This is a genomic window from Cupriavidus sp. 207A1 (assembly GCF_057798955.1).
Genome location: NZ_JBYOJO010000003.1, coordinates 380,926 through 402,141 on the forward strand (window position 1 = coordinate 380,926; position 21,216 = coordinate 402,141).

Consider the following 21,216-nt stretch of genomic DNA (forward strand, 5'->3'; position numbering starts at 1 on the left):
GCGGCGACGTCACAGCGCGGTTTCCGCGCACCACGCCACCACGGCATCGCGGAAGTCCTGGCAGATCGGCGACAGGTAGCCGTCCGCGCGCCACAGCACGGCCAGCTCGTGCTGCCAGGACGTGCCCGGAGCGTCGATCGCGGCCAGTCCCTGGCCCTCGGCCTGGCGCAGCATGCGCGGCGGCATGATGCCGAGCAGGTCGGAGTGCCGCAGCAGTTCGCCGAAGGCGACCGGCGACGCCGTGCTTTCCACCGCCACGCGCGGCGGCGGCAGCCCGACCGCGGTAAACCGTTGTTCCAGCCACTGGCGCAGGTACAGCGAGCTGGCCGGCACCACCCAGCGTTCGCCGGCGAGGTCGGCCAGCGTGCGGAAGCCGTCGCGGCGCGGGTGGGCGCTGCGGCACACGATCTGCATGCTGAGCGGCCCGAGCGGCAGCCAGGCCACGTCTGCCGGCACGCTGGCGGGGCGCGCCGCCAGGATCAGGTCGGCTTCGCCGTTCTGCAGCATCGCCAGCAGGCGCGCGCTCAGGTGGGTCTCGATCGAGAACGTGGCCAGCGGCCGGCTCAGGAAGAACTGCGCCAGCAGCGGCGACAGCAGCGACGGCAGCAGGTAGGGGATGGCGCCCAGGCGCACCGTGCCCGCGCGCGCGGCGCGCTGCTCGGCCAGTTCGTTGCGCATGTCGCCGGCGGCCAGCGAGATCCGGCGCGCATGCGCGGCCAGGGTGCGGCCCGCGCCGGTCGGCACCAGCCCGCGCGGGGTGCGCTCGAACAGGGGCATGCCGGCTTCGCCTTCCAGCCGCGCCAGGGTCTTGGACAGGCCGGACTGGGTCATGCCCAGGGTGTCGGCGGCGCGGTGCAGGTTACCCTGGTCGATCACCACCAGGAAGGCTTCTAGATCCTCGAATCGCATGGGCGGAATGGCGCTGGGGGTGCGGGCCATTGTAGCGCCATGCCTGCCAGGACTTGGCTCGCGCCGCGCGGGAATCGCGCCGGCCCGGACGCTGGCCTAGACTGCGTGGCATCCCTCGCGCATCGCACTGCAGTGGACACTGCGGCGGGCACTACAGAAGGGAGCCAGACAGGAGACCCATCGATGCCATACCGTTTCGCATGGCTGCGCGCAGCCATGGCCGCCATATTGCTGGCCACCGTTCCCACCCTGATGCCGGCCGCAGCCGCGGCCGCCGATCCCGCCTCTGCCGAACCCTATCCGTCGCGGCCGCTGACCATCGTGGTGCCCTCGGTGGCGGGCAACGTCAACGACGCCGTGGCGCGGCTGATCGGCCAGGAACTGACCAAAAGCTGGGGCCAGCCCGTGATCGTCGACAACAAGCCTGGCGCGGGCACCACCACCGGCACCAAGTATGTCGCCAGGGCGCCCAGGGACGGCTACACCGCGCTGCTGACTTTCACCGCGCACGTGCAGAACCCGTCGCTGTACCGCGGCATCGGCTATGACCCGATCGCGGATTTCACGCCGGTCAGCGAGGTGGCGATCTCGTCCACCATGCTGGCGGTGTCGCCGGACTTTCCTGCGCGCACGCTGCCGGAGGTGGTGGCGCTGCTCAAGGCCAATCCCGGCAAGTACCCGTATGGTTCCTACGGCGCCGGCACCACCGGGCATATCCTGGGCGAGCTGCTCAAGCGCGAGGCCGGCCTGCAGATGGAGCACGTGGCCTACAAGGGCGGCGCGCCGCTTGCCACCGACCTGGCCGCGGGGCATGTGAAGCTCGGCTTTATTGCCGTGGGCACGGCGATGCCGCTGCTGCAGGGCGGCAAGCTGGTGCCGGTGGCGCTTGCCGGTGCCGAGCGCTCGGCCTTGCTGCCCAGGGTGCCGACCTTCCGCGAGGCCGGCTACCAGGGCTTCGAGCCGGATGCGTGGATGGGCCTGCTGTTCCCGGCCGGCGTGCCCAGGGCGAGGGTCGACGCGCTGTCGCGCGAGGTCGCGCGCATCGTGCGCCTGCCGGAGGTCGCCAGGAAGATGCAGGACCTGAACCTGGTGCCGGTGGGCGGCACGCCGGAGGCCTTCGCCACGGTGCTGAAGAACGACCGCGACAAATGGAGCCGCATCATCCGCGATGTCGGCATCACGCTGGAATAAGGGATTGACCATGCAAGGCAACGACTACCTGGGACTGGTCTGCTCGCGCTGGTGCCACTGGAGCGAACTGGAACTGCAGCGCCTGCCGCGCCAGCCGCTCGGGCCGGGGCAGGTGCGCATCCGCGTGCGGCATGCGGGCGTCGGCTTTGCGCTCAGCCTGTTCGTGTCGGGCAAGTACCAGCGCAAGCCGCCGTTGCCGTTCACGCCAGGCACCGAAGCGGCTGGCGAGATCCTGGAGGTCGCGCCGGACGTGACGCGGCTGCACGTGGGGCAGCGCGTGGCGGCGGCGCTGGACTGGGGCGGCCTTGCCGAAGAAGTCGTGACGACCGCGGACACGGTTTATCCGGTGCCGGATGGGCTCGCCCTCGCGCACGCCGCCGCGCTGCCGATCACCTGCGGCACGGTGTGGGCCGCGCTGGCCTGGCGCGCGGCGCTGCAGCCGGGCGACACCATGCTGGTCCACGGCGCCGGCGGCGCGCTGGGCACGGCGGCGGTGCAGGTGGGCAAGCTGATGGGCGTGCGCGTGATCGCCACCGCCAGCACCGCGGCCAAGCGCGAAGCCGCACTCGCCAACGGCGCTGCGCATGCACTGCCTGCCGATGCCGAGACGCTGGCGGCATCGGTCAAGGCGCTGTGCCCGGCTGGCGGCGCCGACGTGGTGTTCGACCCGGTCGGCGGCGACCTGTTCGATGCCTCGCTGCGCTGCGCGGCACCGGGCGCGCGGCTGCTGTCGATCGGCTATGCCAGCGGCCGTATCCCCTCGGTGCCAGCCAACCTGCTGCTGGTGAAGAACCTGACGCTGGTCGGCTTCAACTACGGCTACTACATCGGCTGGGGCCTGACCGACGAGCGCCGGCGCTTTGCGCCGCGGGTGCAGGCCATGGTCGGCGAGATCATGCAGGCGGCCGCCAGCGGCCGGCTGGCGCCGCCGGTACTGCAGCACTTTGCGCTGGGCGACTGGCTCGACGCGGTCGACACCGTCATGTCGCGCCGTGCCATCGGCAAGGTCATGCTGGATATCTGAACGGAGCCAACTTATGCACGATGCAACCGTGGCGAGCGAGGACCACGCCATGTTCGACGGCCTGACCGTGCTCGACCTGAGCCAGGGCATTGCCGGCCCGTACTGCGGGCTGATCCTGCGCCAGCAGGGCGCGCGCGTGATCAAGGTCGAGCCGCCGGGCGGCGACTGGTCGCGGCAGATGGGGCGCATCCGCGCCGGCCAGACCGCGATCGCGGTCGCCTGCAACGCGGGCAAGGAAAGCGTGGTGCTGGACGCGCGCAGCGCCGACGGCCGCGCCGCCATCGGCCGGCTGGCGCAGCGCGCCGACGTGGTGATCCAGAACTTCCGCCCGGGTGTGGCCGAGCGCATGGGCGTCGGCTACGAGGCGCTGGCCGCGCACAATCCGGCGCTGGTCTATGTCTCGATCTCGGGCTACGGCCATGCCGGGCCGCTGGCAAACCGGCCCGCGGTGGATACCACCATGCAGGCCTACAGCGGCCTGATGCACCTGAACCGCGATGGCGCCGGCCAGCCGCGCCGCATCGCCTTCTTCATGGTCGACTTGGCCACCGGGCTGTACGCATCGCAGCAGGCGTCGGCGGCGTTGTACAAGGCCGCGCGCAGTGGCCACGGCCGGCATGTGCGGCTGTCGCTGCTGGAGACCAGCGCCGCGCTGCAGTCCTACCTGATGGTGGACGACGCCATGTTCCCCGACGCCGAGCTGGCGGCGGCCAACGCGCCCACCGGGCTGTTCGAGGCGGCCGATGGCGCGCTGTACCTGAGCATGCTCAACGACGCGATGTTCCTGCGGCTGGCCGCGCTGCTCGGATGCGATGACTGGCTTGCCGATACCACGCTGCACAGCAGCGCGGGCCGGCTGCCGCGGGCGGCGGAGCTCGGCCGGCGCGTGGCGCAGGCGCTGGCCGCGCAGCCGCTGGCGCACTGGGAGGCGCTGCTGACCGAGCACGATGTGCTGTTCGCGCGCGTCGGCCATGCGCGCGACCTGCTGCAGAGCGCGCAGTGCGCGCAGGCGGGCGTGTTCGGCCGGCTGCCGCTGGCAGGGATAGGCGAGGTGCCGTGGGCCAACCTGCCGGGCATGGCTGGACGAGAGGGGCCGGCAGGGAATGCGCCGGTGCTTGGCCAGCATACCGGGGCGGTGCTGGCCGAGTTCGGCATCGGCGACTGAAGCGGATCCGCAAAAGAAAAACGGACGGTGCGCGATGCGTACCGTCCGTGTTCCCTTGTGCGTTGGTAGGCTCGATTGGACTCGAACCAACGACCCCCACCATGTCAAGGTGGTGCTCTAACCAGCTGAGCTACGAGCCTAGCGAAGGCGCGAATTATAGAGAGCCCTTTACGATTGCGCAAGCACCCCGCGCGACTTTTTGCGTGGGTGCCTGGCGCGGCGCGTCAGGTCGCGGCGACGCGGTCGCGCAGTTCGCGTTTGAGCACCTTGCCGATGGCGCTGCGCGGCAGACTCTCCACCTCGTGGATCGCCGCCAGCCGCTGGGTCTTGCCAAGGCGTTCATTGGCCCACGCCAGCACCTCCTGCGCGCTGGCGCCGCCGCCGGCGCGCAGCGCGACAAAGGCCACCGGGGTCTCGCCCCAGCGCTCCGACGGCACGCCGACCACCGACACGTCGGACACCGCCGGGTGCTCGCGCACCACCGCCTCCAGGTCGCTCGGGTAGATGTTGAAGCCGCCCGAGATGATCATGTCCTTCTTGCGGTCCAGCAGCACCAGGAAGCCGTCTTCGTCGAAGCGGCCGATATCGCCGGTGCGGATAAAGCGCTGGCCCTGCGCATCATGCCATTCGGTCTCGGCGGTCTTTTCGGGCTGGTTGTGGTAGCCGTTCATCATCGCCGCCGAGCGGCCCACCACTTCGCCGGTGCTGCCGGGCGGCAGCTCGCGGCCGTCCTCGTCGATGATGCGCACGTCGGCGCCGGTGGCGGGGCGGCCGACGGTGTGCAGCTTGTGCGGGAACTGGTCGGCGAACAGCAGGCAGCCGCCGCCGCCTTCGGTCATGCCGTAGAGCTCGGTCAGCGCGCCGGGCCAGCGCCGCAGGATCTCGGCCTTCAGCGCCGGGCTGCACGGCGCGCTGGTGCAGAACTTGTACTGGAAGGCGGACAGATCGTGCTGGTCGAACGCCGGATGCGCCAGCAGGCGCTGGTACTGCACCGGCACCAGCATGGTGTGGGTGACGCGATGCCGCTGCGCCAGCGCCAGGTACAGGCCCGCATCGAACCTGGCCATCAGGATGGCCGTGCCGCCCAGGCCGATGGTGGGGAAGAAGCTGGCCAGCGTGGTGTTGGAATACAGCGGCGTCGACAGCAGCGTGATCGCGTGCGTGCCATAGCCGGTGGCGGCACCGCGCGACACGTGGGCCCAGCGCATGCCGTGCGACTGCACGATGCCCTTGGGCGCGCCGGTGGTGCCGGATGAATAGATGATGTTGAGCGGCAGCTCCGGGCGGATCTCGGGTTCCGCCACCGGCGTGCCGGCGGGCGCCAGCCAGTCCGCGTACGGCACGCCCGCGTCGCTGCCGTCGAGCGCGACCACCGGCGTGCCGGCCAGCCTGGCGCGCACCGGCGCCAGCACGTCGGCGACGCTGGCGTCGGTGAACAAGATGCGCGCGCCAGCGTCGGCAATCATGCCCGCCAGGCTGTCGGGCGTGGACGACGGCGCCAGCGGCGCGACCACCACGCCGGCGCGCACCGCGCCCAGGTATACCGCGGCGTATTCGATCGACGACGCGGCGCAGATGGCGATGGCTTCGCCGGGCCGCACGCCATCGCGCGCCAGCGCCGCGGCAATGCGGTCCATGGCCGCGTCGAGCCCGGCGTAGTCGAGCACGCGTTCGCCATGCATCAGCGCGGGTTGGGCCGGGCGCTGCGCGGCATGCTCGCGCACGAGCACGGACATGGTGGTGAAAGGACGTTGGAGCGGAGTCGGTTGGGTCATGTGGGGCAGTGTGGGTGGATGCGGCAAGCCTTACTGGATCTGCGCGCCGGAGTCCTTCACCACCTTGCTCCAGCGGTTGATCTCGGCGTCGATATGGGTGCGCAGCGCGGCGGGTGTCGAGCCCACCGGTTCATAGCCGTTGGCTGCCAGCGTGGCCTTGAGCTCCGGCTGGCGCAGCACGGTGGCAATCTCGGTGCTGAGCCGGTCGATCACGGGCTGCGGCGTGCCGGCCGGTGCCAGCATCGCGTACCAGCCGGTGATGCTGATGCCGGGCACGCCGGCCTCGGCCAGCGTCGGCACCTCGGGCGCGACCGCGGCGCGCTGGCTGCCGGTGACGGCGAGCGCGCGCAGCTTGCCGCTCTTCACGTGCGGCAGCGTGGTCGAGATACTGTCGAAGGTGAGCTGGACTTCACCCGACAGCATCGCCGTGACCACCTGCGCGCTGCCCTTGTACGGCACGTGAGTCATCTTGATGCCCGCCACCGAATCGAACAACTCGCCGGCCAGGTGGCCGGTATTGCCGTTGCCCGCCGAGGCAAAGGTCAGCCTGCCGGGCGCGGCCTTGGCCTCGGCGATCAGCTCCTTCACATTGGTGGCCTGCAGCGACGGGCTGCCGGCCAGGATCATCGGCAGGTTGGCCACCAGCGACACCGGCGCGAAATCCTTGCGGGTGTCGTACGGCAGCTTGGGATACAGGCTGGCATTGATGGCATGCGCGGCCAGCACCATGATCAGCGTGTAGCCGTCGGGTTTGGCGCGCGCCAGCGCCTGGCTGGCGATGGTGCCGCCGGCGCCCGGCCGGTACTCCAGCACCACCGGCTGGCCCAGGCGCTCCTGCAGCTTCGCGGCGACGGGGCGCGCCAGCAAGTCGGCGCTGCCGCCGGGCGGGTAGGGGATCAGCAGCTGGATCGGACGTGCCGGCCAGGTCTCGCTGGCGGCGCTGGCGGGCAGGGCAGCGGCTGCGGTGGCCAGCATGGCGGCCAGCCATGCGCGGCGGCCCAGGGCGGGGCGCGGAGTGGATGCCATCGGTTGTCTCCTCGTTGTGCCGGCCGCGCACGCAGCCGGGATCCCTGCGCCGGAGCCGGCGGGGAAGTGGATGTCACCAACGGTAATGGCGTCAGGCTGCCAGCGGAATTCTTAAATCGATAAGTCTGGCTTTTTGCGGGCGAAGCGGTACCGGGAATCCGCGGGCCGGCAACCGGTTTCGACTAATGGCTGGTCGGATGCGGCGGGCTGAACCAGTAGGGCACCAGCGCGGCGGCGATCAGCACCGCCGCCGACAGGAAGATGGCCGCATAGGTGGACGGCAGCGGCCAGCCGCGCACATGGCCGGCATTGGCAATCAGACCGAAGGCCCATGAGGTCAGTGCCGAGCCCAGGAACACGAAGGTATTGAGCAGCCCCAGCCCGCGCCCGCGCTGCGAAGGCGGGATCAGCCCGCGGCCCTGCGCCATCACCAGCGGATGCAGCATGCCGATGGTCGACAGCAGCGCCATCATCGCCACGCCATGGCCGACGCCGCGATCCGGCCACAGCGACAGCACCACGCCCCCGGCCATGGCAAGGCACGACCAGCCGGCGATGGTCGCCTTGAGCGTGCTGCGCCGCACCAGCACCGGCAGCACGAAGGCGGTCAGGAAGCCGGCCAGGCTCAGCAGCGTCAGCGCCACGCCGCGCGGCGCCGAGCCCAGGCTGAACACGTCGGCCAGGTAGGGCCCGCTCCAGGCGTTGCGGAAGGCGGTGCCGGCGGCCATCGCCACGCACAGCGGAATCAGCGTCCACAACGGCGCCAGCTTCAGCAGCTGCAGGCTTTCCGACAGCATCGCCGGCCACGACGCGCTGCGGGCCTCGGCATGGCCCTGGTCGCGCACGCAGCGCCACACGCCATAGCAGGCCGCCACCATGCCCAGCGCCGAGACCGCCATCGACGGCCGCCAGCCCGCCACCGAGATGGCCCAGCCCAGCGGCGCGGTCGCGCACAGCGAGCCGATCATGCCGGTGGCGTTGGAGCGGCTGACCACGCGGGTGTAGTCGCGCTCGGACAACTGCTCCGAGGCGAAATGCAGCAGCCCCATGAACACCGGCGCGCACGCCAGCCCCAGGCCCATCTGCGCCAGCGTGGCCGCGCCGCCGTTGGGCGCCAGCACGAACAGGATCGACGACAGCGCGCCCACCGCCAGCAGCAGCGCGGTCGGACGGCCCACGCCATAGCGGTCGAAGGCGATGCCGACCGGAATCTGCGCCACGGCGAAGGCCAGGAAGAACGACGACGACAGCGCGCCGAAGCCTGCCGGCGACAAGCCGAAATCGTGCTGCAGCTCCGGCGCCATCACCGCCAGGCACGAGCGGAAGAACTGGCTGAGCGCGAACGCAAAGGTCAGGATGGCGATGCCGCGCACGGCATACGCGGCCGGGCTGCGCGCGGGCAGGGCGGCGGCGCCTGGAGGCGCTCCGGAAGGGGGGATATTGCTGGGGGTCACGGCGTCAGTGGCGCTGTCTCTGCAGCGAGTGTAGGGCCTGCGCGCGTTGCCGGATCAACGGTTGGCCGGTGTTCGCCCAGATTGCGCGGGCGACGCGCTGCGATACCGATTGGGTGCTCCCTCTCCCGCAAGCGGGCGAGGGGAGCAAACCGGCGCGGGATTTACCGCATCAGCCCGGCAGGGCGTCGTACGTCAGCAGGAACACCTGCTCATCCCCCGCGCTGACCGGCAACCAGACGATCTCCAGCTCCGGGAAGGCGGCCTCCACATTGGCATGCTCGTTGCCGATCTCCACCACCAGCACGCCGCCCGGATTCAGGCGCGCCCTGGCGCCGGCGATGATCCGCCGCACCACGTCCATGCCGTCGTCGCCGCCGGCCAGCGCGATGCGCGGCTCGGCCTGGTATTCCGCCGGCAGCGCCTGCATCGACGCCTCATTGACGTACGGCGGGTTGGTCAGGATCACATCGTAGGTCGCGCCATGCGGCAGCGGCGCATACAGGTCGCCCTGGTAGAGACGGATGCGGTCGTCCATCTTGTAGTCGGCGACGTTGCGGCGCGCCACGGCAAGCGCGTCGGGCGAGATGTCGACCGCGTCGATCTTCGCGTTCGGCCACACATGCGCGGCCACGATCGGCAGGCAGCCAGAGCCGGTGCACAGCTCCAGCACCGGGCCGATGCTGCTGCTTTCGCCGACCCAGGGCTCCAGCCCTTCCTGCAGCAGTTCGCCGATAAAGCTGCGCGGCACGATCACGCGCGAATCGACGTAGAAACGCAGGCCGTGCATATAGGCCTCGTGCGTGATGTAGGCGGCCGGCACGCGCTCGTTGACGCGGCGGTCGATCACCTTCAGCACGGCCTCGACTTCCTCGGGCAGCAGCCGCGCATCGAGGAACGGGTCGAGCGTATCGAGCGGAAGGTTGAGCGTATGCAGCACCAGGTAGGCGGCCTCGTCATAGGCGTTGGCGCTGCCGTGGCCAAAGGACAGGCGCGCGGCGGTAAAGCGCGACACGGCCAGGCGCAGCAGGTCGCGCACGGTGCGCAGGGGAGAGGGCGTTGCCATGGAATGGTTGTCTTTGCGAAAAAAATCAGGCGATCAGGCGTTCCAGCACGCCACGGTACACGTTCTTCAGCGGCTCGATGAAGCGCACTTCGACGTGCTCGTCGATCTTGTGGATGCTGGCGTTGGGCGGGCCGAACTCGATCACCTGCGGGCAGATCTTGGCGATAAAGCGTCCGTCCGAGGTGCCGCCGGTGGTCGACAGCTCGGTGTCGAAGCCGGTCTCGGCCTTGATCGCCGACGACAGCGCCTCGGACAGCTCGCCGCGCGGGGTCAGGAAGGGCTCGCCGCCCAGGGTCCAGTCGAGCGTGTAGTCGAGGCTGTGGCGGTCCAGGATGGCGTGCACGCGCGCCTTCAGGCCGTCGGGCGTGCTCGCCGTCGAGAAGCGGAAATTGAAGTCGATGGTGACGTGGCCCGGGATCACGTTGGTGGCGCCGGTGCCGCCGTGGATGTTCGACATCTGCCAGCTGGTGGGCGGGAAGTACTCGTTGCCCGCATCCCATGCTTCGGCGGCCAGTTCGGCCAGCGCCGGGGCGGCGTCATGGATCGGGTTGCGGCCCAGATGCGGGTAGGCGATATGGCACTGGATGCCCTTCACCGTGAGCTTGCCCGACAGCGATCCGCGGCGGCCGTTCTTGACCATGTCGCCGAGCGCGTTGACCGAGGTCGGCTCGCCGATCACGCAGTAGTCCAGGCGTTCGCCGCGCGCGGACAGCGCCTCGACCACCTTGACGGTGCCGTCGTGCGCGGGGCCTTCCTCGTCGCTGGTGATCAGGAAGCCGATCGAACCGGCATGCGCGGGATGGGCCTTGACGAACTCTTCCACCGCCACCACGAAGCCGGCGATCGAGGTCTTCATGTCGGCGGCGCCGCGGCCGTACAGCTTGCCGTCGCGGTGGGTCGGCGCGAACGGGTCGGAATGCCATTGCTCCAGCGGGCCGGTCGGCACCACGTCGGTATGGCCGGCGAACACCAGCAGCTTGCCGTCCTTGCCCTGGGTGCCGCGCCTGACCGCCCACAGGTTGGTCACGCGGAAATCGTCGGGCCCGCTGACCAGCGCTTCGCAATCGAAGCCAAGCGCCTTGAGGCGGGTTTCCAGGATGGCCTGGCAGCCTTCGTCGGCGGGCGTGACGGAGCGGCGGCTAATCAGGTCTTCGGTAAGGGCGAGGGTGGGGTTCATCGGGCGGCGGAATAAAAAATCAGAACTGGCTGGCGTACTGGTCGGCGGAGAAGCCCACCATCACCTTGCCATCGTGGGCCAGCACCGGGCGCTTGATCAGCGACGGGCTTTGCTGCATCAGCGCGATCGCGCCGGCTTCTTCGTCGGCGCGAGCCTTGTCGGCGTCGGACAGCGCGCGCCAGGTGGTGCCCTTGCGGTTGAGCAGCGTGGCCAGCGGCACGTGCCGCAGCCAGCCACGCAGCATGGCCGCGTCCACGCCCTGCTTCTTGAAGTCGTGGAAGGTGTAGGCCACGCCGTTGGCATCCAGCCAGGTGCGGGCCTTCTTGACGGTATCGCAGTTGGGAATGCCGTAGAGCAGGACGGTCATGGCAAGTCTTGATGGAGTTCGATGGGGAAGCCCGCGGCTTCAGCGCAACAGCAGGTTCAGCGCGATCACCAGGCCGCCCAGGCCCAGCGCCACGCCGCCCATCGCCACCGCCGTCATCAGGCGCAGGCGCCGGTCCAGCCGGGCAGCTTCCTTGCGCAGCGCGTCGATGGTGATGGCATGTTGCTCGGCCAGCAGCTTGACGGCCTCGGCCTGCTGCACCAGCGCGGCTTCCAGTTCGGCGATGCGGGCCGCCGGGTCGCGCGCGTCGGCCACCGCGCCTTCGGGCGTGCCGTCCTTGCGCTTGTTCTTCTTCAGTTTCTCGAGGGTCTTGTTGGCCTGCTCGAGAATGGTGGGCAGCAGGGAAAGCACGGTGCTGACGGTGGTGGGATCCAGGGCCATGAGTCGCTTGCGGAGGGAGGGCATGTTCAGCCTGGCCAGGCGGGTGACGACGGTAAATCAGCCCCGGAGCCAGGCCCCGGGGCGTCGCGGCCCATGCGGGCCGCGAGCGGCGCTCAGTCGCCGCGCAGCAGGTCGTTCAGGCTGGTCTTGGCGCGGGTCTGCGCGTCGACCTTCTTGACGATCACGGCGCAGTACAGGCTGTACTTGCCGTCCTTGGACGGCAGGTTGCCCGCCACCACCACCGAGCCGGCCGGCACGCGGCCATAATGGATCTCGCCGGTTTCGCGGTCGTAGATCTTGGTCGACTGGCCCAGGTACACGCCCATCGAGATCACCGAGTTTTCCTCGACGATCACGCCTTCGACCACTTCCGAGCGCGCGCCGATAAAGCAGTTGTCTTCGATGATCACGGGGTTGGCCTGCAGCGGCTCCAGCACGCCGCCGATGCCCACGCCGCCTGACAGGTGCACGTTCTTGCCGATCTGCGCGCACGACCCGACCGTGGCCCAGGTGTCGACCATGGTGCCTTCATCGACATAGGCGCCGATGTTGACGTACGACGGCATCAGCACCGCGTTCTTTGCAATGAACGAACCGCGGCGCGCCACCGCGGGCGGCACCACGCGGAAGCCCGCCTTGGCGAAGTCGTCGCCGCTCCAGTTGGCAAACTTGGTCGGCACCTTGTCGTAGAACTGGGCGAAGCCGCCGGCGCTCATCGGCGCGTTGTCTTCCAGGCGGAACGACAGCAGCACGGCCTTCTTGACCCACTGGTTGACGATCCAGTCCTTGCCTTGCTTCTCGGCCACGCGCAGCGTGCCGGCATCGAGCTGGCCGATGACGTTGGCGACGGCCTCGCGGATGTCATTGGGGGCGGACTTCGGCGACAGGCTGGTGCGGTCTTCCCAGGCCTGGTCGATCAGGGCTTGCAGAGCTTGCGTCATGGTTGGATTCTCAGGGTTGATGTTGATGTTCGGTCGTCGAGTCTCAGCCTCGACCTCTTGTTTGCTCCCCTCTCCCGCTTGCGGGAGAGGGGCAGGGGGTGAGGGTGGGCGGTTCTACGGGCGTGGTGCCTTGCTAAACCACCCCTCACCCCGGCCCTCTCCCCATGAGGGGAGAGGGAGAACACAAATGGACAATCAGGCCTCAGCCGAGCCCTTTGCAGAATTCCACGATCCGCCGCGCCCCCTCCACGCATTCCTCCGGCGTCGCCACCAACGCCATGCGCACGCGGTTGGCGCCGGGGTTGATGCCGTCGGCTTCGCGCGCCAGGTAACTGCCCGGCAGCACGGTCACGTTCTGCTCGGCCAGCAGGCGCGCGGCGAACTCCGTATCGGACAGGCCGGTGCGCGAGACGTCGGCCCACAGGTAGAAGCCGGCATCGGGCAGCGCCACGTCGAGGACTTGCGCCAGCATCGGCGTGACTTCGCTGAACTTGCGCACGTAGGCGGCGCGGTTCTCGCGCACATGCGCTTCATCGTTCCACGCGGCGATGCTGGCGCTCTGCACCGCCGGGTTCATGGCGCCGCCGTGGTAGGTGCGGTAGAGCAGGAACTGCTTCAGCAGCGCGGCGTCGCCGGCGACGAAGCCCGAGCGCAGGCCCGGCACGTTGGAGCGCTTGGACAAGCTCGAGAACACCACCAGGCGCTCGAAGGGGTTGGCCCCGTTCGCACGGCCGAGCTTGTGCGCGGCCTCGAGCGCGCCCAGCGGCGCGCGGCCCTCGTCGAAATAGATCTCGGAATAGCACTCGTCGGAGGCGATCACGAAGCCGTAGCGGTCGGACAGCGCGAACAGCTGCCGCCAGTCTTCCAGCGACAGCACCGCGCCGGTCGGGTTGCCGGGGGTGCAGACAAAGAGCAGCTGCACCTTCTGCCAGACGTCGTCGGCAATGCGGTCGAAGGCCGGGGCGAAGTTGCGCGCCGGGTCGCTGTTGGCGAATACCGGGGTGGCGCCGGCCAGCAGCGCCGCACCTTCATAGATCTGGTAGAACGGGTTCGGGCACAGCACCAGCGCGCCCGGCCGGGTGCCGTCGACCACGGTCTGGGCGAAGGCGAACAGCGCCTCGCGCGAGCCGGTCACGGGCAGCACTTCGGTGGCGGCATTGACCTTGGGCAGGCCGTAGCGGCGCTCCAGCCAGCCCGCGATGCACTGCCGTAGTGCATCGGAACCCGCCGTTGTGGGATAATTTGCCAGCCCCGCAAGCGACTCTGCCAGCGCTTGCTTGATGAACGCAGGCGTCGGATGCTTGGGTTCACCGATGCCGAAGCTGATGGCCGGCTTGTCGGCAGCCTTTACTTGCGCAAAGAGCACCCGCAGTTTCTCGAACGGGTAGGGCTGGAGCAGGTCGAGGCGCGGATTCACGGTGTCAGTCGGGGCCGGTTAAAACGACGCATTATAGAGGAACGGCGCGGGTTTCCGTGCGCCGGCCCGGCCCGCCAGGCGGTCTTTGGCGAGGGTTGGGCCGCCACGGATGGCGGGCATCACGCCACGGTGATGCCGCCGGCGCCGTCCGGACGCTGCCTGCCGCGCATGGCGGGCGGGCCGGCTCGCCTCGCACCGATTCCCTTTATGAGCACAAATTCAGTTGCGGCGCCGCTGGCGCCGGCCGACCGCCATGCGGTCAAGGCATCGCTTTCCGTCCTGATCGGCGCCTCGGTGTGGGGCATCGCCTGGTTCCCGTACCGCGTGCTGGCCGGCTGGGGCCTGGGCGGCATGCATGCCGCGGCGCTGGTCAGCGCGGTCGCGGCGGTGCTGTCGCTGCTGGCGTTCCGCCGCCACCTGGGCGGGCTGCGGCCGCACTGGCTGTTCCTGGCGATCGGCCTGGCGGCGGGCGTGACCAACGCCGGCTTCGTCTGGGGCAGCGTCAACGGGCATGTGATGCGCGTGCTGCTGCTGTTCTACCTGACGCCGGTCTGGACCGCGCTGTTCGCACGGCTGTTCCTGGGCGAGCGGCTGTCGGCGGCCGGGCTGGCGCTGGTGGGGCTGGCGCTGTTCGGCGCCGGGCTGATGCTGTGGACGCCGGAGGTCGGCGTGCCGCTGCCCGGCTCGGCCGCGGAATGGTCGGGGCTGGTCGGCGGCATGGGCTTTGCCGTCAACAATGTGCTGTCGCGCCGCGCCGGGCAGCGCTTTCCGGACACCGACGCCCGCGTACGCACGGTGGTGGTCTACCTCGGCTGCACCGTGGTCGGTGTGCCGGCCGCGCTGCTGCTCGACGGTCCGGCGGTGGCGGTGGTGCCGGGCGCGCAGGTCAGCGCGGCGATGCTGGTGCTGGGGCTGGCGGCGGTGCTGGTGGTCAGCAACTCGGTGGTGCAGTACGGGTTGCAGCGGTTGCCGGCCAACCGCGTGTCGCTGCTGATGCTGTTCGAGATCGTTATCGCCGCGGTGTCGTCATGGTGGCTGGCGACCGAGGTGCTGAGCTGGAAGGAGGCCGCGGGCGGCCTGTGCATCATCGCCGCCGGCGCCTTGTCCGGGCTGGTGCACCGCAGCCGCGCCGCGCCCGCGCCGGCCGCGGGCGCCGAGGCCGCGGCCTGCCACTAGCTCCGGCGCAACTCAGTGCAGGATCACCCGCGACACCATCGCCACCAGCGGCGCGCGCACCGCGCGCTCCACGCCGCGGTGCAGCTGCAGCGGCCGCAGCAGCATCTTGACCGTCATCTCGATCGGGATGTTGCGGCGGATCACGCCTGACACGCGCGTATTGAGCGCCCGCACTTCCGCTTCCGGCACCGACTCGACCCCGCGTTCCATGCGCAGCACGTTGCGCAGCGCGATCGCCGCGTCCTCGTTCTTGATCTCCAGCAGCCGGCGCGCCACCGCACCCAGCACGCGCAGCCGGCCCAGGCGCTCGGCCTCGGCGAAGCGGTTGAAGAAGTGGAGGAAGTGCTTGTAGTGCCGCACCTCGTCGTTTGAGATGCGCCGCGTCAGGTCGCGCAGCACCGGTTCGTCGCTGGCCCGCTCCAGCGCCCGGTAGTAGGCAGCCGTGCCGGTTTCCACCACGCAGCGGGCCGCCATTTCCAGCGCCTCGGTGGGCTCGAACTGGTCGATCGAGCAGGTCTGGCTGTATTCGGCGAAGAAGCGCGCATAGCCTCGCTCCCAGTCGAATTCCGGCCAGACATGCTCGACATAGCGCCGCAGCGCCAGGCCATGCTGCAGCTCCTCGGCTTCCCAGTGCTCGGACAGCCAGCCGGCGGCTTCGGGCACGCGGGCGTAATAAGTGGCCAGGTTGCCGGCATAGGTGTCGGAGCCGCTCTCGATAAACGAGGCCGACACCAGCAGGTAGAACAGGTCCCGATCGCCGCGCACGCGCGCGACGTCGATCGCCTCGTATCGGATGTCGTCGACAGACCACGGCCGGTCGGCCGCTGACGGTTCACTCATGCTCTGTCCTCCTGGTTGGCCAAAGGCTGCAAGGGGCGTTCATGGCGCGTGGGACCGGAGCGCATCCGGCATCACGCCGACAGAGCAGAGACTAGCATTTACCCTAATTAGTTTCAGGGCGAGGGCCAGGGCAAGCGTGGCGGGCTGCCCACGCGTGGTCTGCCAAAGTGCTTGCGAAACCGCTTGTAAGGGTCGGAAAGGCAAGGGAATTCCACTGCCCGGCGACCACCCGGGGACGACCCCAAACGGGCCGGCGAAGGCATCTGCGATGGTATGATTAGCCCCAATTCTCGGGCTGGAGGGGTGTTTTGAGGTGCTGGCGTCACGCCGCCCCGGTCCCCGCGCAGCCCGGCTTTTCCGAACCGTGCAATAGCCCCGAAACCCGATACCAGGCCGCCCCCGCTTTACCGCCGGAGTGGCCGATACCACACGAGAAACCGTGCGACTATCCTCGATCAAACTGGCGGGCTTCAAGTCATTCGTCGATCCCACCAATTTCCAGGTGCCGGGCCAACTGGTCGGCATCGTCGGTCCCAACGGCTGCGGCAAATCCAACATCATCGATGCGGTGCGCTGGGTGCTGGGCGAGTCACGCGCGTCCGAGCTGCGTGGCGAGTCCATGCAGGACGTCATCTTCAACGGCTCGACCGCGCGCAAGCAGGCCGGCCGCGCCAGCGTCGAGCTGGTGTTCGACAACGCCGAAGGCCGCGCCGCGGGCCAGTGGAGCCAGTACGCCGAAGTCGCGGTCAAGCGCGTGCTGACCCGCGACGGCACCTCGTCCTACTACATCAACAACCAGCCGGTGCGCCGGCGCGACATCCAGGACATCTTCCTGGGCACGGGCCTGGGCCCGCGCGCCTACGCCATCATCGGCCAGGGCATGATCTCGCGCATCATCGAGGCCAAGCCCGATGACATGCGCATCTTCCTGGAAGAGGCGGCGGGCGTGTCCAAGTACAAGGAGCGCCGCCGCGAGACCGAGAACCGGCTGTCCGACACACGCGAAAACCTGACCCGGGTCGAAGACATCCTGCGCGAGCTCGGCAGCAATCTCGAAAAACTCGAAGGCCAGGCCGAAGTGGCGCAGCGCTTCAAGACGCTGCAGGCCGACGGCGAAGAAAAGCAGCACCTGCTGTGGCTGCTGCGCAAGCGCGAGGCGCAGCAGGAGCAGGAGCGCCACCAGCGCGCCATCGAGCAGGCCCAGATCGACCTGGAAGCGCAGACCGCGCAGTTGCGCCATGTCGAGGCCGAGCTGGAAACCATGCGCGCCGCGCACTATGCCGCGTCGGATGGCATGCACGCGGCCCAGGGCGCCCTGTACGAAGCCAATGCCGAGGTCAGCAAGCTCGAGGCCGAGATCCGCTACGTGGTCGAGTCGCGCAACCGCGTGCAGGCCCAGATCGCCGCGCTGATCGCGCAGCGCGAGCAATGGCAGGGCAAGGCCGAGCAGGCCACCGACGAGCTCGCGCAGGCCGAGGAAAACCTGGCCGTGGCCGAAGGCCGCACGGTCGAGGCGCAGGAGGCCGTGGCGCAGCAGAACGACGAGCTGCCGACGCTGGAAGCGCAATGGCGCGACGCCCAGCAGCTGCTCAACGAGCAGCGCGCCGGCATCATGCAGGCCGAGCAGGCGCTGAAGCTGGAAGCCGCGCAGCAGCGCAGCGCCGACCAGATGCTGCAGCAGCTGGAACAGCGCCGCGAACGGCTGTCGGCCGAAGACAAGGGCCTGGACCGCCCCGACGAAACCCGGCTGGAGCAGGCCCGGGCCGAACTGGCCGAGCAGGAAGCGCTGGTCGAGGAAGCCCAGGCCGTGCTCGCCGACGCCGAAGAGAACGTGCCGCGCCTGGATGAGGCGCGCCGCGCCGCGCAGGCGCGCGTGCACAGCGAAGCCGCCGCCATCGCCACGCTCGAGGCGCGCCTGTCGGCGCTGCGCCAGTTGCAGGAAAACGTGCAGACCGACGGCAAGGTACAGCCGTGGCTCGCCAAACATGAACTCGCCGAGCTGCCGCGGCTGTGGAAGAAGGTGCATATCGAGCCGGGCTGGGAGAACGCGCTCGAATCCGTGCTGCGCGAGAAGCTGGCCGCGCTGGAAGTGTCGAACCTGGACTGGGTCAAGGCCTTCCTGTCCGACGCGCCGCCGGCCAAGCTGGCGTTCTACTCGCCGCCGGCCGCGGCCCGTCCGCTGGAAACGCCTGCGGGCCTGCGCCCGCTGATGGCGCTGGTGCAGATCACCGAGCCGGGGATCCGCGCGGTGATGCAGGACTGGCTGGCCGACGTCTATGTCGCCACCGACATGGCGCAGGCGCTGGCCGCGCGCAACACGCTGCCCGAAGGCGCCTCGTTCGTGGTCGCCGAAGGCCACCTGGTGGGCCGCAACGCGATCCAGATCTACGCCGCCGATTCCGAGCAGGCCGGCATGCTCGCGCGCGAGCAGGAAATCGAAAACCTGCACAAGCAGGCGCGCGCGCAATTGCTGCTGTCCGACGAAGCCAAGACCGAAGCGGTGCGCGCCGAAGCGGCCTACACCCAGGCCAGCCAGGCGCTGGGCGACGCCCGTGCCCGCGCCGAGCAGGCCACCCGCCGCGTGCACACGCTGCAGATGGACGTGCTCAAGCTGTCGCAGGCGATGGAGCGCTATGCCGCCCGCAGCGGCCAGATCCGCCAGGAACTGGAAGAGATCCACGCGCAGATCGAAGAGCAGCGCGCGATCCGCGCAGAATCCGAAGCCAGCTTCGAGCAGCACGACGCCGCGCTGGCCGAGATGCAGGCCACCCACGAAGACCAGCAGATGGCCTTCGAGGCGCTGGACAGCAAGCTCTCCGGCGCGCGCCACCAGCTGCGCGACCTCGAGCGCGCCGCGCAGGAGGCGCTGTTCGCGGAGCGCAACCTGGCCAGCCGCATCGACGAGCTGCGCCGCAATATCCAGGTGGCGGCGGACCAGGCCGAGCGCATCGCCGAATCGCTGGAGAACGCCCGCGCCGAACTCGAGACCATCAACGAGCAGACCGCGCATACCGGCCTGCAGGAAGCGCTGGAGCGCCGTGCGGAGAAGGAAGAGAAGCTGACCATCGCGCGCACCGAGCTCGATGCGCTGTCGGCGCAGCTGCGCCAGCACGACGAGCAGCGCCTGGCCGCCGAGCGCAGCCTGCAGCCGCTGCGCGACCGCATCACCGAGCTGCAGCTCAAGGAACAGGCGGCGCGCCTGAACCAGGAGCAGTTCAGCGAGCAGCTGAGCGCCGCCGCGGTGGATGAGGCCGCGCTGGCTGAAAAGCTGACCGGCGAGCTCAAGCCGTCCTACCTGCAGGGCGAAGTCACGCGCATCAACAACGCCATCAACGCGCTCGGCCCGGTCAACATGGCCGCGCTCGACGAACTGGCCGCGGCGCGCGAGCGCAAGACCTTCCTCGACGCGCAGTCGGCCGACTTGAACGACGCCATCGGCACGCTCGAGGACGCGATCGCCAAGATCGACCAGGAAACCCGCGCGCTGCTGCAAGGCACCTTCGACCAGGTCAACCACCATTTCGGCGAGCTGTTCCCGTCGCTGTTCGGCGGCGGCCAGGCGCGCCTGATCATGACCGGCGAGGAAATCCTCGATGCCGGCGTGCAGGTGATGGCGCAGCCGCCGGGCAAGAAGAACTCGACCATCCACTTGCTGTCGGGTGGCGAGAAGGCGCTGACCGCGATCGCGCTGGTGTTCGCGATGTTCCAGCTGAACCCGGCGCCGTTCTGCCTGCTGGACGAGGTGGATGCGCCGCTGGACGACGCCAATACCGAGCGCTACGCCAATATGGTGGCGCGCATGTCGGACAAGACCCAATTCGTTTTTATCTCACATAACAAGATCGCCATGGAAATGGCTCATCAACTGATTGGCGTGACCATGCAGGAGCAGGGCGTTTCACGGATCGTGGCCGTGGATATGGATGCAGCCGTGTCGATGGCGGAGGCAGCATGAAGCTCAATATGGACCTGCAGACCGCGCTGATCGTCGCGGGCCTGGTTTTCGTGGTGCTGGTGTTCGGCTACAACCAGTGGCAGATCCGCAAGGCGCGCCGCCCGCGCGAGCTGCGGCCCGAAGACGACCTGCCGCCGATGCGCGAGCCGGTGGTCGGCCAGAGCACCGCGCCGGAAACCGCCGCGCGCCTGCACGAAGCCGCCGCCGAGCAGCCGCCGCGGCGCGAGCCCACGCTGGCGCAGGCACCGGCCGGCACCGGTGCCGCCGTGGCCGGCAACAACCACGTCGCCGCGGCCGCGGCCGCGGCGGCCAGCAGCGCCGATGCCGACGAAGCCGTCGCCGAGGAAGTCGCGGTCGGGGCCGCGGCGTCGCGCGCATCGGAGGACGAGGCGGATGCCGCTATCGCCGTGGCACCGGCGCCAGCTCCCGCTCCCACGCCTGCGCCTGCGCCCGAGCCGGCGCCTGCACCGGCTCCGGTCGCTGCGGTACCGGACGGCCAGCCCGCGCCAGCCATCGTCGATCCGCTGATCGACTGCATCGTGCCGCTGCACCTGGAACGCAAGGCGTCCGGCGACCGTATCCTGCCGCTGACCGGCCGGCTGCGCCGCGCCGGCACCAAGCCGGTCCATATCGAAGGCCTGCGTGCCGAAGCCAACGCGTGGGAGCCCGTCACCGCCGGCCATCAGTACGAAGACCTGCAGGTCGGCGTGCAGCTGGCCAACCGCGGCGGCCCGCTCAATGCGCTGGAGTTCTCCGAATTCGTCACCGCGGTCGAGTCGCTGGCCGAGTCGCTCGACGCCTCGGCCGACCTGCCGGACATGGGCGAGACCGTCGCCAACGCGCGCGAGCTCGACGCCTTTGCCGCCGCCTGCGACGTGCAGCTGGGCGTCAACGTGATCTCCGACGGCGCGCCATGGTCGGCCGCCTACGTGCAGAACGTGGCGACGCAGGACGGATTGGTGCTGTCGCGCGACGGCACCCGCTTTATCCGCTACCAGGCCAATGCCGAGGGCGTGCAGCGCCCGCTGTTCACGCTGCAGTTCGGCGACACCAACTTCCTGCGCGACGACCTCACCGTCAAGTCCGGCCGCCAGATCACGCTGCTGCTCGACGTGCCGGTGGCCGACCAGGCCGCCAGGCCGTTCAAGACCGTGTGCGAGTACGGCCATACGCTGGCCCAGCGCATGGGCGCGCAACTGGTCGACGACAATATGCGGCCGCTGACCGAAGCGTCGTTCGTCGCCATCTTCAACCAGCTCGAGGCGCTGTACCAGAAGCTGGAAGCGCGCGGCATGCCGGCCGGTTCGCCGGTGGCGCTGCGACTGTTCAGCAACTAG

The 21,216-nt window shown here is 69.6% G+C and carries 17 protein-coding genes and 1 tRNA gene; 6 read left to right on the forward strand and 12 right to left on the reverse strand.

Annotation, left to right across the window (positions count from 1 at the left end; translation table 11 throughout):
• Positions 1 to 9: 9 nt before the first annotated feature.
• Positions 10 to 909 carry a LysR family transcriptional regulator gene (locus AC3FMM_RS07415; RefSeq protein WP_488686409.1) on the reverse strand — a complete coding sequence of 300 codons (900 nt, stop codon included), beginning with the start codon at positions 907 to 909 and terminating at the stop codon, positions 10 to 12.
• 183 nt (positions 910 to 1,092) lie between these two features.
• Between AC3FMM_RS07415 and AC3FMM_RS07420 the strand changes: the two genes are divergently transcribed.
• From AC3FMM_RS07420 to AC3FMM_RS07430, 3 genes are read left to right on the forward strand one after another with little or no spacing between them, the layout of a single operon-like run.
• Positions 1,093 to 2,100, forward strand: a complete 1,008-nt coding sequence (locus tag AC3FMM_RS07420; RefSeq protein WP_115709747.1) for a tripartite tricarboxylate transporter substrate binding protein — start codon at positions 1,093 to 1,095, stop codon at positions 2,098 to 2,100.
• Between the two features lie 10 nt (positions 2,101 to 2,110).
• On the forward strand, positions 2,111 to 3,124 hold the full coding sequence (locus AC3FMM_RS07425) for an NADPH:quinone oxidoreductase family protein (RefSeq protein WP_488686354.1): 1,014 nt from the start codon (positions 2,111 to 2,113) through the stop codon (positions 3,122 to 3,124).
• Positions 3,125 to 3,137: 13 nt separating this feature from the next.
• Complete coding sequence (locus AC3FMM_RS07430; protein ID WP_488686355.1) at positions 3,138 to 4,289, forward strand: CaiB/BaiF CoA transferase family protein; 1,152 nt, start codon at positions 3,138 to 3,140, stop codon at positions 4,287 to 4,289.
• 63 nt (positions 4,290 to 4,352) lie between these two features.
• Here AC3FMM_RS07430 and AC3FMM_RS07435 read toward each other — a convergent pair.
• From AC3FMM_RS07435 to dapC, 10 genes are all read right to left on the reverse strand, one after another.
• Positions 4,353 to 4,429, reverse strand: a tRNA-Val gene (locus AC3FMM_RS07435).
• A gap of 84 nt (positions 4,430 to 4,513) precedes the next feature.
• A complete protein-coding gene (locus tag AC3FMM_RS07440) occupies positions 4,514 to 6,064 on the reverse strand; it encodes a class I adenylate-forming enzyme family protein (protein WP_488686356.1) in 1,551 nt (516 codons plus the stop codon).
• 30 nt (positions 6,065 to 6,094) lie between these two features.
• Positions 6,095 to 7,090 carry a tripartite tricarboxylate transporter substrate binding protein gene (locus tag AC3FMM_RS07445; RefSeq protein WP_488686357.1) on the reverse strand — a complete coding sequence of 332 codons (996 nt, stop codon included), beginning with the start codon at positions 7,088 to 7,090 and terminating at the stop codon, positions 6,095 to 6,097.
• Between the two features lie 182 nt (positions 7,091 to 7,272).
• Positions 7,273 to 8,544 (reverse strand): MFS transporter, encoded by a 1,272-nt coding sequence (locus AC3FMM_RS07450; RefSeq protein WP_115709740.1) that lies wholly within the window; start codon positions 8,542 to 8,544, stop codon positions 7,273 to 7,275.
• A gap of 169 nt (positions 8,545 to 8,713) precedes the next feature.
• Positions 8,714 to 9,607: a 50S ribosomal protein L3 N(5)-glutamine methyltransferase gene (gene prmB / locus AC3FMM_RS07455; RefSeq protein WP_115680384.1), complete on the reverse strand. Its 894-nt coding sequence runs from the start codon at positions 9,605 to 9,607 to the stop codon at positions 8,714 to 8,716.
• Between the two features lie 25 nt (positions 9,608 to 9,632).
• Positions 9,633 to 10,784: a succinyl-diaminopimelate desuccinylase gene (gene dapE / locus AC3FMM_RS07460; RefSeq protein ID WP_115709738.1), complete on the reverse strand. Its 1,152-nt coding sequence runs from the start codon at positions 10,782 to 10,784 to the stop codon at positions 9,633 to 9,635.
• 19 nt (positions 10,785 to 10,803) lie between these two features.
• Entirely contained in the window at positions 10,804 to 11,151 is a 348-nt protein-coding gene (locus AC3FMM_RS07465; protein ID WP_115709737.1) for an ArsC family reductase, read from the reverse strand.
• Positions 11,152 to 11,190: 39 nt separating this feature from the next.
• The gene (locus AC3FMM_RS07470) at positions 11,191 to 11,574 is read right to left on the reverse strand and encodes a hypothetical protein (RefSeq protein ID WP_115680381.1); all 384 of its coding nucleotides are present in this window, start codon (positions 11,572 to 11,574) and stop codon (positions 11,191 to 11,193) included.
• An 89-nt stretch (positions 11,575 to 11,663) separates the two neighbouring features.
• Positions 11,664 to 12,491, reverse strand: coding sequence for a 2,3,4,5-tetrahydropyridine-2,6-dicarboxylate N-succinyltransferase (gene dapD / locus AC3FMM_RS07475; protein WP_012352965.1), 828 nt, complete (start codon positions 12,489 to 12,491; stop codon positions 11,664 to 11,666).
• Positions 12,492 to 12,693: 202 nt separating this feature from the next.
• The gene (dapC, locus tag AC3FMM_RS07480) at positions 12,694 to 13,908 is read right to left on the reverse strand and encodes a succinyldiaminopimelate transaminase (protein ID WP_115709735.1); all 1,215 of its coding nucleotides are present in this window, start codon (positions 13,906 to 13,908) and stop codon (positions 12,694 to 12,696) included.
• Positions 13,909 to 14,115: 207 nt separating this feature from the next.
• Between dapC and AC3FMM_RS07485 the strand changes: the two genes are divergently transcribed.
• The gene (locus AC3FMM_RS07485) at positions 14,116 to 15,084 is read left to right on the forward strand and encodes a DMT family transporter (RefSeq protein WP_488686358.1); all 969 of its coding nucleotides are present in this window, start codon (positions 14,116 to 14,118) and stop codon (positions 15,082 to 15,084) included.
• Between the two features lie 12 nt (positions 15,085 to 15,096).
• On the opposite strand, the gene AC3FMM_RS07490 is transcribed toward AC3FMM_RS07485, so the two are convergent.
• Complete coding sequence (locus AC3FMM_RS07490) at positions 15,097 to 15,924, reverse strand: ferritin-like domain-containing protein (protein WP_116312663.1); 828 nt, start codon at positions 15,922 to 15,924, stop codon at positions 15,097 to 15,099.
• 439 nt (positions 15,925 to 16,363) lie between these two features.
• On the opposite strand from AC3FMM_RS07490, the gene smc reads away from it, so the two are divergent.
• Both smc and AC3FMM_RS07500 read left to right on the forward strand, forming a co-directional pair.
• Positions 16,364 to 19,879, forward strand: a complete 3,516-nt coding sequence (gene smc, locus AC3FMM_RS07495; RefSeq protein ID WP_488686359.1) for a chromosome segregation protein SMC — start codon at positions 16,364 to 16,366, stop codon at positions 19,877 to 19,879.
• On the forward strand, positions 19,876 to 21,216 hold the full coding sequence (locus AC3FMM_RS07500; RefSeq protein ID WP_115680376.1) for a cell division protein ZipA C-terminal FtsZ-binding domain-containing protein: 1,341 nt from the start codon (positions 19,876 to 19,878) through the stop codon (positions 21,214 to 21,216). The genes smc and AC3FMM_RS07500 overlap by 4 nt, the downstream gene beginning before the upstream one ends.